This window comes from Gordonia hirsuta DSM 44140 = NBRC 16056, from assembly GCF_000333015.1.
Classification (GTDB): domain Bacteria; phylum Actinomycetota; class Actinomycetes; order Mycobacteriales; family Mycobacteriaceae; genus Gordonia; species Gordonia hirsuta.
The window spans coordinates 1-15,038 of sequence record NZ_BANT01000014.1; the positions used below are offsets into that span (position 1 = coordinate 1).

The following is a 15,038-nucleotide window of genomic DNA, read 5'->3' on the forward strand; positions in this document are numbered from 1 at the left end:
GTGCCCGCCACCGGTTGACGGTGGCGGGCACTCGAGGTTTGCGGTCTTCGTCGATCGCCGGATCAGGCGGTGGCCGGTGCCTCGGGCAAGGCTGCCAGCACCGCGTTCCGCAGGGCATCGGCGGTGGTCGCCGATTCGATCAGTGCGGTCGAGGCCGGGTCACCCACGTCGAGGATCCCCAGTAGCAGGTACTCGGGCCGGATCGACTGGTCACCGCGTTCGCGGGCGAGTTCCATCGCCGCACGCACGGCTTCGCGGGTCGACGACCCCATCCGGGCACGGGCACCCCGGCCGCGCGGTCCGCGCCGGCCGCGACCGCCCTCCCAGGGGCCGCCACCGTCCGGACCGGCACCGTCCGGACCGGCACCCGGCCCCCCGGGGCCGAAGCCTTCCGGACCGAAGCCTTCGGGACCGAAGCCACCGCGTCCGCGGCCACGACCGCGGCCGTGACCCCGTCGGCGCCGGTGCCGCTGACCGTGGTCGCCGTCGTGCTCCGGACCGCAGACCGGCTCATGATCGCGGTGATGCCCCCGCCCCCGCCCCCGTCCGCGGCCCCGACCACGCTCGGGCCGTTCGCCCCAGTCGTCGGCCAGGTCCTCAGCGAAGTGGTCGTTGACGGCTGAGCGCACCCTGTCCAGGTCGATACCGATGGCGGCCAGTGCCGCGCGGTCGGCCTCGTACCGGTCGGCGGCGGTGGCCTCGTCGGCATCGTCGACGCTGTCGCCGTGTTCGGCGTGGAAGGCCCGCACACTCTCCCGTGCCCCTTCCAAGGTCAGGCCCTGCTCACCAAACAACGCGAACAGCGGACTGCGCGCATTACCGAGTATGCCGAGGATCAGGTGGTCGTTGCCCAAACCCCGATGTCCGAGGTCGTCAGCTTCCTGCGTCGCGAACATCATCACGACGCGGTCGTCTGCATTGAAACGGTCAAACATGATTGCCGTCCTTTCCGGCCTCGTCGGCCGAATCGGTTCCGCGTGCCGCCGCACCCTTGTCTGGGCGGGCGCCCTCGCGGAACGAGTGCTTCTGATGCACGGCCTGCCGGCTGACCTGAAGGACCTCGGCGATCGCCTGCCAGCTCCACCCGTGGGAGCGGGCGTTGGCGACCTGAACGTCCTCCAGACGGTCGGCAAGAGTCCTCAATGCCCGAATCGCGGCCAGCCCCACTCCGGGGTCGCTGCTGGCGGCGGCTCCTGCGACCTGATCGCCACCGGAAGCTCCGTCGTTCGGATCGATTGTCGGTTTCCCTTCGTCGTGCATGATGTCAGGTTATCTTGACACTTACCGTGTTGTCAACATTTATTGACACTACGCGGTGGTGTGCGCTCCGAAGCGGGTCGTCTGGAAGAATCCCCTTCGCCCCATCCCTTCTCGCCCGTTCCACAGCCGGAGTCGTATCGATGCGCTTCAACCCCCCGCCGAACTGGCCACCCGTGCCGCCGGGCTGGACGCCACCCTCGGGATGGAAGCCCGACCCCGCGTGGGGACCGCCGCCGCACGGCTGGCCGCTCTGGCTGCCCGAAACGCCCGCATCGCAGTCGGGTCCGACCGACCACGCAGCGGCTGGCGAGAAGAAGACCGGCACCGCGCCGCACCCCCACCCGGATCCGGCAACGCCGGCGAAGAAGCCCAAGCGAGTCGGCCGCTGGGGGAAGGCCACTCGGAAGGCCGTCGAGAACCCCCTGTGGACCACCCTCGGCGCCCTCGTGGGCATCGTCGGCCTGGTGGTCTCGGTGATCCAGATCTACCAGGCGATGCAGACGCCGCCGGTCGACCTCGAGGTCGCCTCCATCACCCTCGACGGCGAGCAGACGATCCCGGCCCACCTCCTCGGCGGCCGGACTGCCGGGAACGGTTCGGTCGGAGCGACACCGATCGATCTGACCCTGCAGAACAAGGGGGGCGAACCGTCGCTCATCACCCGGATCGACGCGACCGTTGTCTTCTTCGAACAGCTGCGGGACTGCACGGCCGCCCCGGCGACCCCCGCACGCGCCGCCGGCCAGTACCAGCTGAAGATCCCGATGACGGACACCGCACCGTCGTCCAAAACCTTCTCGAACGAGATCCGCTTCGAGGTGAAACCCGATGCGGCCGACCGCATGGTCCTGACCATCGGACCGGAACAGCAACCCGCCTTCGCCATCCAGCCGATGGTGATGTCGGTGAAACTGGCTCTGATCCACGACCACAACCAGACCAAGGAGATCGGCACCGTCTCCCTGGTCACGACCGTCGCCGCCACCAACGCCCAGATCGGCGGAACCCCGGCGACCGCGGCCGGCCGCCAGTGCGCCAAGGAGAACCTGGAGCAGCTAGACACCATGTTCGCGATCCAGGCCACCCGCTCCCGGGTGCTCGACGAGTTACGCTCGGCCTACCAGGCCGCAGCAGGCTGACCCCGAACCGACCGAAGCCAGGACGAACGATGCGTTTCAACCCGCCGCCCAACTGGCCACCGCCCCCGGAACCGGGATGGCAGCCACCACCCGGCTGGCGACCCGATCCCCGCTGGGGTCCCCCGCCGACCGGCTGGCCACTGTGGATGCACGACGTTCCCGCACCCCAGCAAACACCGGCCTCGCCGCAGCCACCTCATGTACCCCGGCCGGAAGCGCGAGCACGACTCACCGGTGCACTCACAAGCCGCGCGTGGATCTCCGTCGCCGCCGTGGTGAGCGCGCTGTCCCTGGTCGTGGCCAGCTGGGTCTACTTCGGGGGCGGACCGGGCACGACGAACGGCGGTCTCGAAGTCGCCGCCGTTTCTATGGACTCGGTCGTCGAAATTCCTGCGACGACCCGCAGCACTGCCACACGCGGGGAAAACGCACCGATCAGCACTCCGCAGAAGACCGTGCCGGTGGACATCACCCTGAAGAACACCTGCTCGATGCCCATCATCGTCAAAGAGATCCGCGGGGAGGTGTTGCACTTCGCGGAGCTTCCCGATTGCGGACGCTTCGGTGGCGGCCCCGCGGTACTCTCCGCCTCGTTCGGTCTCGTCATCCCCACGACTTTCCGGGACGACGCAAGAAAGCCGACCACCACGCAGATCGCCATGCCCGCCGACTTCGTCGTCGAACCGGGGTCCGTAGGCCGGATGGAAGTGACCTTCGGCCCAGAGACTCAGAACTCTTCGTTCGTCAAACCGAACATCATGGCTGTGAAGATCAGCCTCGTCCCCGATGTCGGCGAGCCGTTGCTGATCGGTACCGCCGGCGGGGTCAGCCAGGTCCAAGATGTCGTGCACATGGCCGAGCACGAGTCCTACTTCGCCCGCCCCCAACCGGCGGACTGCAACCGGGCGAATCTTCGCGAGGTACTCAAAGTCACCCGGTCGTCCGATGTCCGATCCCCCTATCTGACCCAGATGGAGAAGATCTACGCCAAATACGCCTGAACCACTGCACGCGCATGATCCTCATCGAGGCGCGGCGTGCGGCAGGTGGCGTTCGCGTCGCGACGTCGGCATCGTGGCGCGGCGATCGTCCGCGGCTACTCCGACAGGATGGACTCGGTGATGTTCATCCGCGACGCCCGCACCGCCGGCACCAGCGCACCGAACAGACACAGCGCGGCCGCGGCCACCACATATCCGGTCGACGACCACAGCGGCCGGTAGAGGATGTCGATCGACGTCGTCTCGGTGAGGATCTTGTCGGCCAGATAGTGCAGCCCGCTGCCCATCACGATGCCGACCACCGCACCGACGATCGCCACCGACCCGGCCTCAGCGAGCACCATCCGGACGACGAACCGCCGCGAGGCGCCCATCGCCCGCAGTACCCCGAGTTCGCGTCGGCGCTCGAGCACCGACAGCAGCAACGTATTGAGCAACGCGATCGCGGCGGCGGCAGCCACGATCCACTGGATCGCAACGGTGAAGGCGCCCGCCTGCTCGACGGTGCTCTGCGTCGCCTGCAGCGCCGCGTTGCCGGTGTAGACGTAGACCGGGCGGTTGCCCGCGCCCGGGTACTCTGCAGCGATCTCGGCCAGGTCGTGCTGGACCTGAGCCAGATCGGCTCCGGGCGCGGTGAAGATCTGCAGGTAGGTCTGCCCCGGCCGCTTGAACCACTCCGCCATCAGGTCCGCCGAGATCGCGCCGGTCCCCGAATCGATGGTCACGTAGTTCACCGTGTCGCGCACCACGAGCTCGTGATAGCCGGTCGGCGTGGCCAGTCGCAGGGTGTCGCCGGTTCGCACACCCAGCGTCCGCGCCAGAACCCGCGACAACAGGATCCCGTCTCCGTCGAGCGTCTGGGCCGCCGCCTCCGGGGTCGCCTTCTTCAGGAACGGTGCCGCCGCGCCCGGTTCCAGACCCTGCAGCATCGCTCGCGCATCACCGATGTTGACAGCGGCCCACTGGCCCCCGGCGATCCGCTCGACACCGGGAACCTCGGCCGCGCGTTCGGCGATCTCGGGGTTCAGCACCGGCCCGACAGGAATATCGTCTTCGGCGCGGGCGGAGACGTAGATGTCCGGGTCGCTGAGCCCGTCGAGAGAGTTGGCGATCGAGTCGACCATATTGCTCAACGCTCCGGAGGTGCCGATGCCGACGGCGATGGCCACCCCGACGGTCATCACCGTGGCCCAGACCCGGCGCGGAGCGCGGTCGCTGTTGATCGCGGCCAGCCGGCCCGGACCACCGAACCGCCGGGACACCACGACCACCGCGCGCACCAGCGCCACCGTGATGCCGAAACACACCAGGATCGCGCCGATCGAGTAGACGGCCCCCGCCAGCAACGCCGGGCGGCCCTCGACGGTGCCGACCATGACGACCGCGCCGATCACCAGCGCCACACCCGCGATGCCGGTCAGCCACAGCAGCATCCGCTGCGGCGGCTGTGCGTCGGAGGCCTCCCCCGGCACCATGGCCTCGACGGGTGCCACCGCGAAGACCGACCGTGCCGCCAAAGCCGTCGCCGCCACACAGGCCAGTACGCACGCGATCACCGCCAGCGGAGCGGCATAGCCGGGTAGATGGTAGGAGACCTCCAGGGCGGTCGAGCCGACGGTGGACGGCAGTCGTCCCACCGCCCAGCGGCCGGCGACGATCCCCACCGGAACGCCGATCAGACCACCGACGAGACCGAAGATCGTGGCTTCGGCGAGCAGATCGGTCACCAGGTGCCGGCGCCGGGCACCCAGCGCCCGGATCATCGCCAGCGACTGGCGGCGCGAGGCGACCGCCATGTTCATCGTGTTGAACACCAGGAACGCGGCGATCACCAACGAGACCATCGAGACCAGGAGCGTCGAGTCGCGGGTCACCGCGCTGGCCACCTCGGATTGGCGCACGCGGAAATCCGGGTCCACGACGCTCGCCCGGCCGTCGACCACTTGATCGACCTGCCGGCGCAGTTCGGCGTCGGAGACCTGCCCGTTGGGCACGATCATGATCGAATCGACGGCGCGGCCGTCGGGCCCGTCCAGCCCGGCCAGTTCTTGCGCCAGCGTCAGATACGCGAAGATGAACCGTCCCCCGTTGAGGACGTCGGTGGCCGGGTCGTCGATCACCTCGAGCACCTGGACCTGGCGGCCGGCCACGTCGACGGTCTGCCCCTTGGTCAATCCGGTGCCCGCTCCGGCGAAGATGCCGTCGCGCAGCCGCTCCATATCGATCGGCTGATCGGCGCCGGCCGCCGCCGACCGCAGTTGCGGCGACAACGCCCCGACACGTGCATCCGAGCCCAGCAGGGTGGTCTGCGTCCCGTCGAGCAGGACCACGCCGCGCACCAGCGGCACGACCGCCTTGGCGCCGGTGACGTCGCTGCGGAGCTGGCCGATCAGGTCTGCCTCGACCCCGGTGTCGGCGATCGCGGCCACTTCCAAGGTGGCGTCGCCGGAGATGGCGGCATTGAATTTGCGGACCGTCTCAGTCATCGAGCCGTACGCACCCAGGACCGCGATCAGCAGCCCGGAGGCGACGATCACCACGATCAGCGAGGTGATCACGCGCAGGCGATGGCTCGCCAGTTCACGCAGGTTCAGGATCCGTACGCGGGTCAGACCCGCGCCGAGGGCACCCAGATTCACCGGCCCGCCTTCACTGCGCCCGATGGCGGCCGCCATCGCCGACCCGCGGTATCGGCCCGGTCATCCAGAGCGCTCCGGGCACCGGGCGAGCGGAGGGCCGGCCCGGGATGGGCGGGGGTCCGGGGATCTCCGGCCGCGACGGCGGTGCCTGTCCTGCGGTCGGCGCCTGCGGTTCTCGGCCGGCCGCAGCGACGTTGCCCGGGTCGTGAATCTTGCCGTCTCGCACCGTGATCACCCGGTCGCTGAAATCGGCGGCGTCATCGGCGTGGGTCACCATCAGCACCAGCCGGTCGGGTTCGTCGTGGGCCACCTCGGCCAGCAGCGCCAGCACGTCGGCGCCGGTCTTGGAGTCCAGGTTGCCGGTGGGTTCATCGGCCAGCAGGATCTTCGGATCCATGATCAGGCTGCGGGCGATCGCCACCCGCTGCATCTGCCCGCCGGACAGTTCGGAGGGCCGGTGGTCGATCCGGTTGCCCAGCCCGACCCGCTCCATCAGCTCCACCGCGCGCGGTTTGGCCGAGCCCAGCGACTTGGAGTCCAGCAGCATCGGCAGTGCGACGTTCTCCCACGCCGACAGCGTCGGCACCAGGTTGAAGAACTGGAAGATGAAACCGACCCGGTGGCGCCGGAACGAGGAGGCCGCATCGTCGTCGAGAGTGCCCAGATCGACACCGTCGACGGTGATCGTGCCGGACGTCGGAGTGTCCAGGGCGCCCAGGATGTGCAGCAGCGTCGATTTACCGGCGCCGGAGGGACCGATCACCGAGACGAACTGCCCGCCGTCGAGCGTCAGACTGGCGCCGTCGAGGGCGCGGACGCGTTCCTCTCCCATCCGGTATTCGCGGACCAGATCCCGGGCCTCCACCAGCGCCATGTCCGGCTACTCCTGATCGCCGCGAAGCCGAGCGTGCAGATCCTCGCGGCGGGCGGCGCGGTCGGCGTCGAGCAGGGAGATCTGCTCGTTGACCTTCAGTCGCACCGACTTGAACAGGAACATACCGATCGGCAGGGCGATGACCACACCGAACAGTGCGGCCGCCAGCAGCGGGACGGTCACCCCGAACAGGTAACCGATTCCCATGATGAGAGCCGCCACCACCACCACCAGCCCCATGCGTACGAGGGTGTACAGCGCCACCCAGCCGGTGAGGGAGGCTGCGGTGGCCTTCTTCTCTGCTGATCCGCCCAGGTCATCAGTCATGGGGACAGCCTACGTCCTCGCCGAAAACCGCCGACACCGTACCGGGGCATCTCCGGGGCCCCTTCACCCCCGCCGGAACCGGACGAGACCGGCATTACCGACTCTTTACCGTTACCTGACCATTCGAGCACCTGACGGTTCGGGGTGTATGGATGGAATCGTCCGATCCGGGACGACGCACCGAGTGGAGGAAGCATGACAACGACCCCCGAGGCCGCAACCATCACCCCGAGCATGGCTCGCCAGCACAATCTGACGCCGGGCCAGGTCGCCGAGATGTTCAACGTGAATCCGAAGACCGTCGCACGCTGGGCCAGTACCGGCGTCCTACCGTCGATCCGGACCCCCGGTGGACACCGCCGGTTCCGCGAAGCCGACGTGGTGGCGCTGCTCAACCGCTGACCGGTGTCCGGCGGATGATCGGTGGCCGGCGACCGACCCGTCGCACGACGGTGCTCGGCGGACGGCACCGAACCCGGCGGTGCCGCCGAGTGCGCCGGGTACCGTGGAGCCATGGCCTACCTGTACTTGCTGATCATCCTCGTCGCGGTTGGATTCGTGGTGTGGAAGATCTCGCAGGCCCCGAAGAACCCGCCCGCACCCACCTCCCGGCGAGATGCGCCGCGCGGACCCGATGACGACCCGGAGTTCCTGCGCCGCCTCTGACGCCCACCGGCCCGAGCGCACAACGGAGAGGGCGCCCCGATCACTGATCAGGGCGCCCTCTCCGTCGTCTTCGGCGGCGGTCTACGTGCTGTAATCGTAGAAGCCGCGGCCGGTCTTGCGGCCCAGATAACCGGCGTCGACCATGCGGCGCAGCAGCACCGGCGGCGCATAGTGCGGTTCACCGAATTCGGCGAACAGCGATTCGGCCACCGCCAGGCACACGTCCAGACCGACGGTGTCGCACAACCGCAGCGGGCCCATCGGATGGGCACAGCCGTGGACCATGCCCGCATCGATGTCTTCGGCCGAGGCGAAACCGCTCTCGTACATCCGGATCGCACTGGTCAGATACGGGATCAGCAGGGCATTGACGATGAAGCCGGCCTGATCCTTCGATTCGATGGTGACCTTGCCGAGCTGGTCGGTGGCGAAAGCGGCCACCTTCGCGACCACCTCGGGATCCACCTTGAGGGTGGTGACGATCTCGACCAGGGCCATCACCGGCACCGGATTGAAGAAGTGCATGCCCAGCACACGCTCGGGATGCTTGGTCGCGTTGGCCAGCCGGATCACCGGGATCGACGAGGTGTTGGTGGCCAGGATCGCATCCGGGCGGACGATCTCATCGAGTCTGGTGAAGTACTCGAGCTTGAGCGATTCGATCTCGGGCATCGCCTCGATCACCAGGTCGCTGTCGGCGAAGGTGTCCAGGTCGGTGGTGACGGTGATCCGCTCCAGGGTGGCCGCCGAATCGGCTGCGCTGAGCTTGCCCGACTTGACCGCGCGGGCCAGGCTCTTGGCGATGCGCTCGCGGGCGGCGTCGACGGCCTCGGCACGTTCGAGCACCCGGACGACCGAGCCCGCGCGGGCGATCACCTCGGCGATACCGGCACCCATGGTGCCGCCGCCGATCACTCCGACATTCTTCACACTTACTCCTTAGGGTCCTTGCAGGTGAGGATCGCTGGGTGGCCGGCTCACAGTCCCGCGTACGAGTGCAGGCCGGATACCACCAGGTTGATGGCGAACAGGTTGAACAGCAGGGTCACGAACCCGGCGACGTTGATCCACGCCGCGGCGGTCCGCCAGCCGACGGTCGCCCGCGCATGCAGGTAGGCGGCGTAGACGACCCAGGAGATGAAGCTGACGGTCTCCTTGGGGTCCCAGCCCCAGTACCGGCCCCACGAGGATTCCGCCCAGATGGCGCCGAAGACGATGCCCAGGCCCAGCAGCGGGAAACCGACGACGACGCATTTGTAGGCCACGCGGTCGAGCGATTCGCTCGACGGAAGCATGGAACTCTTCTCCGGCCAGCGCTGCTTGATCAGGAACAGGACGCTCAGGACGCCGGACACCAGCAGAATGCCCGAGGAGATCGAGATCACCGAGACGTGAATGGCCAGCCAGTACGACTTGAGCGCCGGCACCACCGGGGCGGCCTGCGTGTACAAGGCGGTGCCGCCGATGTACATCATCAGCACCACCGGCAGCAGCACGAAGCTCATCATGGGCCGGTAGGAGGTCTTCCGCAGAGCCACCAGCCCGCCGGCCACACAGGCTGCCGAGGTCAGCGAGATGAACTCGTACATGTTGCCCCACGGCATACGATCGGTCGCGTATCCGCGCAGCACGATCGAAGCGATATGAGCGGCCAACCCGAGGAAGACCACCGGGTAGACCGCGGCACTGAGCCGAGCCGAACGGGGGCGACGGCGCACCGGCGGGCCGCTGATCTTGCCCGGGGTCCGCGCATCCAGGGCGGGTGCGGGATCGGCTTCCGGCGTGGACGAGGCCCCGGCGGCCACCAGTTCGCGGGCCTGCTCCTGTGCGGCCGCGCCGACCACCGTCTTGGCCTTGACCTGCATGGCCAGCGCCACCAGGAACAGCGCCATCGCCACGGCGTACAGGATCACCGCGGCGGTGTAGAACTCATCCGACAGCCTGCCCAGGGTCTCGTTGACGTAGGCGCCCATATCCGTGTTCACGTGTTCGGTCCTCTAGTTCTCTCGCGTGTGCGGGCTCTACAGCCTGCCCGGCTTCAAGCGGCCCCCGTCGACCAGCAGCGCGCGCGCCTGATCGTCGAAGCCTTCTCCCCAGCCGGCCTGATCGGTACGAGCCAAGCCAGCCACTTCTACTACAGTACGTCGCTGACCGCCGCCGGCGTCAACGTCGCCGGTCGACGCCGGAGTCAACCGGATCCAGATCCTGCGGCGGCGCACCAGCAGCGACACCAGCAGACCCAGCAGCATGATGATCGACGAGATCAGCACGCCGTTCTGCGCCGGATCGTGGGAGACCTGCATGGACACCCACCGCTTGTACCCGTCGAAGGAGATCACCGTGCCGTCGGGCAGGGTGGTGCTCTGCCCCAGGTCCAGATTCACCGAGGCCTTGCGCACCAACCGGCCCTGTTCGATCAGGTCGCGGTCGAGGGTGTAGACGCTCTGGGCCCGGCCGGTGTCCAGTCCGGTGTCGCCGACGTAGACCCGCACCGCCACGGCGGGTTTGTCGACGATCGCCGACTGAGACAGCAGCAGGGTGCCGTGGTACGTCGGATCAGGGGCGAACAGTCCGTCGATGGCGACCTGGTGTTTGCGTCGTTCGTCTTCGTCCGGGTACATGCGGGCCGGGGTGTCGAAGCGCATCGCTCCGTCCGAGAGCATGGTGTTGGTGTCCTGCGGCAGATACGGCGCGGTCTGGGTGCGCTTCTCCCCGTTGGGGAAGGTCACCGTGAAGGTCGGGGCGAAACCGTTGCCGAGCACATAGACGCGGTCTCCGGCCACCCGCAGCGGATGGTTCACCTTGATGGTGTCGTGTTCCCACTCGTTCTCCGGCGCGCTGACGTCGGTGGTGTAGAAGACCTGCGAGGTGTACATGTCCGGCTGCCCGTTCGGCAGGAACGTGGCCTCGAAATCGTCGACCTTGATACAGAACGGGCTCAGGTCGGTGCCGTCGACCATCGCCCCGGAGCGGAACGAATCGTAGACGGCGGTCGAGGTGTTGCACAGGACCTGATCGTCGTCGGCGACGAGGGTGCGGGTGCCCTCGTAGCCGAAGAGTTTGCCGATGGCGATGGTCACCAGCAATGCCACCAGCGCCAGGTGGAACACCAGATTGCCGAATTCGCGCAGGTAGCCCTTCTCGGCCGAGACCTCCACGACACCGGCGTCGGTGGTGCGCGTGGTGCGACGCCAGCCGCGCAGGTTCGCGCTGACGCGCTGGGCCAGCTCCTCGGGAGTGCCGTCGACGGTCTCGGTGATGTGCCGGGGCAGCCGTTTGAGGTTGCGGGGAGCGCGCACCGGCTGGGTGCGCAGCGCCTGCACGTACTCCCAGACGCGCGGGGTGATGCAGCCGACCAGTGAGATGAACAGCAGCAGGTAGATCGCGGTGAACCAGCCCGAGGAGAAGACGTTGAACAGACCGACCCGGTCCATCCAGATGCCCAGCTCGCCGCGGTCGGCGATGTAGTCGGCGGTCTTGCCCTCGTTGAGATCACGCTGCGGCAGCAGGGCACCGGGGATCGCCGCGATCGCCAGCAGGAACAGCAGCGCCAGCGCGGTGCGCATGGACGTGAGTTCACGCCAGAACTTCCGTGCCGGCCCCACCACCCAGCGGTTCAGCGGCGACGGGCCGGACGACTTGGAACCGGTCATACGGGCAACTCCACATCCGAGATCAGATGAATCCGCAACCAATCGACGAGGTCGTTCCACCAGCCGAACAGCAGTGCCATACCGACGGCGATCATCAGGACACCACCGATCACCTGGATGGTGCGGGCATTACGTCGCAGGAAACCCAGGCTGCGCACGGCCCACGCCGAAGACAGCGCGAGCAGCAGGAACGGCAGACCCAGGCCGATGCAGTAGGCGACCACCAGCACCACTCCGCGCACCGCGGTCATGCCCTCGGTGTTGGTGGCCACCACCAGCACCGCGCCCAGGGTCGCGCTGCTGCACGGGATCCAGCCGACCGCGAACACTGCGCCCAGCAGCGGGGCACCGACCCAGTTGGAGACGCGCAGCGGTGACATCCGGTAGTCGCGGACCGAGATGGTCCCCAGGAAGATCAGGCCCATCAGGATCGTCACCACGCCGCCGATGCGCTGGAGCAGTTCCATGCGCGACTGGTCGTAGAAGACCGAGGTGGCCCCGAAGACGGCCGCGGTGGCCAGGACATAGACGACGGTGAAGCCGAGGACGAACAGGAAGGCCGCACCCAGCACCCGCATCCGGCCCTTCTTCGGCGGCTCATCGGGGCTGACCGCGGGCGCTTCGGCGCCGACCAGACCGGCCAGGTAGCTCAGGTAGCCGGGCACCAGCGGCACCACGCACGGGGACGCGAACGAGATCAGGCCGACCAGCAGGCACACCCCGACGCCGAGCAGCAGCGGCCCGGACGAGACGGTGTTGGCGAAGGTCTCGGCGACACTCGCCATCGGCATGACGGTCATTGCGGTGAATCACCCTCCGCGACCACCTGCAGGACCTGCTCGCGCAGTTCCTTCTCCCCGATGGCCTTGAGGTAGACCACCGCCGGCCGCAGCTGCCGGTCCAGGATCACCGTGGTCGGCACCGCACCGACCGGCACGCCCAGCGCCTTGAGATTGCGGCCGCCGTAGTCGTAGATGGACGGATACGTCAGACCGCGGTCGGTGGCGAAATCGCTTGCCGCACTGCGGTTATCCCGGAAGTTGATGCCGACGAAGGCCACCCCGCGGTCTTTGGTCTGCTGATAGACCGCCTCCAGTTCGGTGGCTTCCTTGCGGCACGGCGGGCACCAGGAGGCCCAGACGTTGACCACCACGACCTGCCCCTTGTACGAGTTCAGGTCGACGGTGCCGTCACCGTCGAGTCGCTCCCCCGATACCGGGCCGATCGGCTTGCGCTCGTCGACCGGATAGTGGATCACCGTCTGCCCGCCGGGTGCGACGATCACATTGCCCTGGCCCCGCACCACCGCGTCGTCGCCGGTGGCGCAACCGGTGAGCAGCAACACCCCGATCAGTGCCAGAGCACCGGTGAGTGCCGCCGGCCGCGGAAAACGCGATCGCACCGCTGTCACGCCCCGGTGATCCGCGGGTCGGAGGCGCCGGCCGGTTCGGAGTAGACGATGTCGACCAGTTCGTCGCCCTCGTAGATCAAGCTGGTCAGCGAGGCCAGCGAGCACTGGCGGACACGGGGGTCATGCCACAGGCGACGACCCTCCAGGAAGCGCCGCAGCGTGTAGACCGGCAACTGGTGGCTCACGCACACGACTTCGTGGCCGGCCCCCTCCTTGCGCGCCTTGGTCGCCGCCGACAGCATCCGGTGCGCGATGTGCAGATAGGGCTCTCCCCACGACGGGGTGAACGGATCCCGCAGTTTGGTCCAGTGCCGAGGTTTGCCCAGCGCACCGTCGCCGACGGCCACCTTCAGGCCCTCGAACTGGTTGTCGGCCTCGATCAGATCGTCGTTGGTGATGATCTCCAGACCGTGCGAGGCGGCGATGGGGGCCGCGGTCTCCTGGGCCCGCTGCAGCGGGGAGGCGAAGACCGCGGCGATGTGGTGGTCGGCCAGGACATCAGCGACGGCCTGTGCCTGTGCCCGGCCGTTGTCGGCGAGGCGGAACCCGGGCAGCCGCCCGTAGAGGATGCCGTCGGGGTTGTACACCTCGCCGTGGCGCATCATGTGGACGATCGTCTTGGTCATGGGTCTAGTCCTCCCCGGGGGCGAGCGCGGTGGCGGCCGCGACGGCGGCGACCGGCAGGGCAGCGGCGATACGTTCGAAGTCGTCGTCGTCCAGTGCCGTGGACACGAACCACGCCTCGAAGGCGCTCGGCGGGGCGTAGACCCCGGCGTCGAGCAGGGCGTGGAAGAAGGGGGCGAAACGCCAGGTCTGAGTGGCCTTGACCGCGGCGTAGTCCAGGATCGGGGCAGCCGGATCGGCGTCTTCGTCGAGGAAGAACGCACTGAACAGGTTCCCGGCGGCCTGCACCCGGTGTGGCACCCCGGCCCCGGTCAGCGCCTGGGTCAGCAACTGCTGCAGGCGCGCCGCGTTGGCGTCGAGGGTGGCGTAGACCGCGGGGGTCGCCAACTCCAGCGTCGCCAGTCCGGCAGCTACCGCGACGGGATTACCCGACAGCGTGCCGGCCTGGTAGACCGGCCCGACCGGCGCCAGATGGTCCATGATGTCGGCGCGGCCGCCGAAGGCCGCGGCGGGCAGACCGCCGCTCATCACCTTGCCGAAGGTGTACAGGTCGCCGGCGACCCCGTCGATCCCGTAGTAACCCGAGGCACTGACCCGGAAGCCGGTCATCACCTCGTCCATGATCAGCAGAGCCCCGTGCTGGGCGGTCAGCTCACGCAGGCCGGCGTTGAAACCGGGTGCCGGTGCGACCGCACCCATATTGCCGGCGGCCGCCTCGGTGATCACTGCGGCGATGTCGTCGTGCTGGGAAAAGGCGGCGGCGACCGCGTCCAGATCGTTGTAGGGCAGCACCAGGGTGTCGTGGGCGGCGGCACCGGTCACGCCCGGCGAGGTGGGCAGGCCCAGCGTCGCAACACCGGAACCGGCGTCGGCCAGCAATGCGTCGACGTGGCCGTGGTAGCAGCCGGCGAATTTGATGATCTTGCTGCGGCCGGTGAATCCCCGGGCCAGTCGCACCGCCGACATGGTGGCCTCGGTGCCGGAGTTGACCAGCCGGACCCGCTGCACCGGTTCCATCCGGGCCTCGATCGCCTCGGCGAGCGCGATCTCCGCCTCGGTGGGCGCGCCGAAACTCAAGCCGTGGACGGCGGCCTCCCGGACCGCGTCGACCACCGCGGGATGGGCGTGGCCCAGAATCATCGGACCCCAGGAGCACACCAGGTCGACGTACTGGTTTCCGTCGACATCGGTGAGGGTCGAACCCTTCGCCTCTTTGATGAAACGCGGGGTGCCGCCGACTGCAGAGAAAGCCCGGACCGGCGAGTTCACGCCACCGGGGATCGATCTGCGTGCGCGCTCGTAGAGTTCCGCGGAAACAGCGGGAGGACGGACCATGTCCACCAGTGTTCCAAATCCGAGCGCTGCCGCCCAATCGCGATGCCGCGAAAGCCCGCCGGTCGGCGGCGGCGCGTGGTAGATCACACCTGCGTGCCGGTCCGGACCG

The 15,038-nt window shown here is 68.4% G+C and carries 15 protein-coding genes and 1 pseudogene; 4 read left to right on the forward strand and 12 right to left on the reverse strand.

Annotated features, from left to right (window positions below; all coding sequences use genetic code 11):
* Nucleotides 1-62 precede the first annotated feature (62 nt).
* Together GOHSU_RS05065 and GOHSU_RS05070 are read right to left on the reverse strand one after the other, a co-directional pair.
* Nucleotides 63-935 carry a Clp protease N-terminal domain-containing protein gene (locus tag GOHSU_RS05065; RefSeq protein WP_005937833.1) on the reverse strand — a complete coding sequence of 291 codons (873 nt, stop codon included), beginning with the start codon at nucleotides 933-935 and terminating at the stop codon, nucleotides 63-65.
* Nucleotides 928-1,260 (reverse strand): hypothetical protein, encoded by a 333-nt coding sequence (locus tag GOHSU_RS05070; RefSeq protein WP_005937836.1) that lies wholly within the window; start codon nucleotides 1,258-1,260, stop codon nucleotides 928-930. The genes GOHSU_RS05065 and GOHSU_RS05070 overlap by 8 nt, the downstream gene beginning before the upstream one ends.
* Nucleotides 1,261-1,400: 140 nt before the next feature.
* Between GOHSU_RS05070 and GOHSU_RS05075 the strand changes: the two genes are divergently transcribed.
* Together GOHSU_RS05075 and GOHSU_RS05080 are read left to right on the forward strand one after the other, a co-directional pair.
* A complete protein-coding gene (locus GOHSU_RS05075; RefSeq protein ID WP_005937839.1) occupies nucleotides 1,401-2,399 on the forward strand; it encodes a hypothetical protein in 999 nt (332 codons plus the stop codon).
* Nucleotides 2,400-2,545: 146 nt separating this feature from the next.
* On the forward strand, nucleotides 2,546-3,400 hold the full coding sequence (locus GOHSU_RS05080) for a hypothetical protein (protein ID WP_155820963.1): 855 nt from the start codon (nucleotides 2,546-2,548) through the stop codon (nucleotides 3,398-3,400).
* Between the two features lie 95 nt (nucleotides 3,401-3,495).
* Here GOHSU_RS05080 and GOHSU_RS05085 read toward each other — a convergent pair whose 3' ends face one another.
* The 3 genes and pseudogenes from GOHSU_RS05085 to GOHSU_RS05095 all read right to left on the reverse strand — a co-directional run bounded on the left by GOHSU_RS05085 (nucleotide 3,496) and on the right by GOHSU_RS05095 (nucleotide 7,240).
* Nucleotides 3,496-6,075: an FtsX-like permease family protein gene (locus GOHSU_RS05085; RefSeq protein WP_005937844.1), complete on the reverse strand. Its 2,580-nt coding sequence runs from the start codon at nucleotides 6,073-6,075 to the stop codon at nucleotides 3,496-3,498.
* 172 nt (nucleotides 6,076-6,247) lie between these two features.
* Nucleotides 6,248-6,913 (reverse strand): annotated as a pseudogene (locus GOHSU_RS05090) (ABC transporter ATP-binding protein); the annotation flags it as partial.
* A 6-nt stretch (nucleotides 6,914-6,919) separates the two neighbouring features.
* Nucleotides 6,920-7,240 (reverse strand): DUF4229 domain-containing protein, encoded by a 321-nt coding sequence (locus GOHSU_RS05095; RefSeq protein ID WP_005937850.1) that lies wholly within the window; start codon nucleotides 7,238-7,240, stop codon nucleotides 6,920-6,922.
* A gap of 195 nt (nucleotides 7,241-7,435) precedes the next feature.
* Here GOHSU_RS05095 and GOHSU_RS05100 point away from each other — a divergent pair, with 195 nt between their 5' ends.
* Nucleotides 7,436-7,642, forward strand: a complete 207-nt coding sequence (locus tag GOHSU_RS05100) for a BldC family transcriptional regulator (RefSeq protein ID WP_005937853.1) — start codon at nucleotides 7,436-7,438, stop codon at nucleotides 7,640-7,642.
* Between the two features lie 111 nt (nucleotides 7,643-7,753).
* Nucleotides 7,754-7,906, forward strand: a complete 153-nt coding sequence (locus GOHSU_RS17000; protein WP_169317525.1) for a hypothetical protein — start codon at nucleotides 7,754-7,756, stop codon at nucleotides 7,904-7,906.
* An 81-nt stretch (nucleotides 7,907-7,987) separates the two neighbouring features.
* On the opposite strand, the gene GOHSU_RS05110 is transcribed toward GOHSU_RS17000, so the two are convergent.
* From GOHSU_RS05110 to hemL, 7 genes are read right to left on the reverse strand one after another with little or no spacing between them, the layout of a single operon-like run.
* Nucleotides 7,988-8,836, reverse strand: coding sequence for a 3-hydroxybutyryl-CoA dehydrogenase (locus tag GOHSU_RS05110; protein WP_005937859.1), 849 nt, complete (start codon nucleotides 8,834-8,836; stop codon nucleotides 7,988-7,990).
* A gap of 47 nt (nucleotides 8,837-8,883) precedes the next feature.
* The gene (gene ccsB, locus GOHSU_RS05115; protein WP_005937862.1) at nucleotides 8,884-9,891 is read right to left on the reverse strand and encodes a c-type cytochrome biogenesis protein CcsB; all 1,008 of its coding nucleotides are present in this window, start codon (nucleotides 9,889-9,891) and stop codon (nucleotides 8,884-8,886) included.
* 36 nt (nucleotides 9,892-9,927) lie between these two features.
* On the reverse strand, nucleotides 9,928-11,559 hold the full coding sequence (resB, locus tag GOHSU_RS05120; protein ID WP_005937864.1) for a cytochrome c biogenesis protein ResB: 1,632 nt from the start codon (nucleotides 11,557-11,559) through the stop codon (nucleotides 9,928-9,930).
* Entirely contained in the window at nucleotides 11,556-12,359 is an 804-nt protein-coding gene (locus GOHSU_RS05125; protein WP_005937867.1) for a cytochrome c biogenesis CcdA family protein, read from the reverse strand. The genes resB and GOHSU_RS05125 overlap by 4 nt, the downstream gene beginning before the upstream one ends.
* A complete protein-coding gene (locus GOHSU_RS05130) occupies nucleotides 12,356-12,961 on the reverse strand; it encodes a TlpA family protein disulfide reductase (protein ID WP_005937870.1) in 606 nt (201 codons plus the stop codon). The genes GOHSU_RS05125 and GOHSU_RS05130 overlap by 4 nt, the downstream gene beginning before the upstream one ends.
* A 5-nt stretch (nucleotides 12,962-12,966) precedes the next feature.
* Nucleotides 12,967-13,596 carry a histidine phosphatase family protein gene (locus tag GOHSU_RS05135; protein WP_005937873.1) on the reverse strand — a complete coding sequence of 210 codons (630 nt, stop codon included), beginning with the start codon at nucleotides 13,594-13,596 and terminating at the stop codon, nucleotides 12,967-12,969.
* Between the two features lie 4 nt (nucleotides 13,597-13,600).
* Entirely contained in the window at nucleotides 13,601-14,929 is a 1,329-nt protein-coding gene (gene hemL, locus GOHSU_RS05140; protein WP_024332799.1) for a glutamate-1-semialdehyde 2,1-aminomutase, read from the reverse strand.
* Nucleotides 14,930-15,038: the final 109 nt, after the last annotated feature.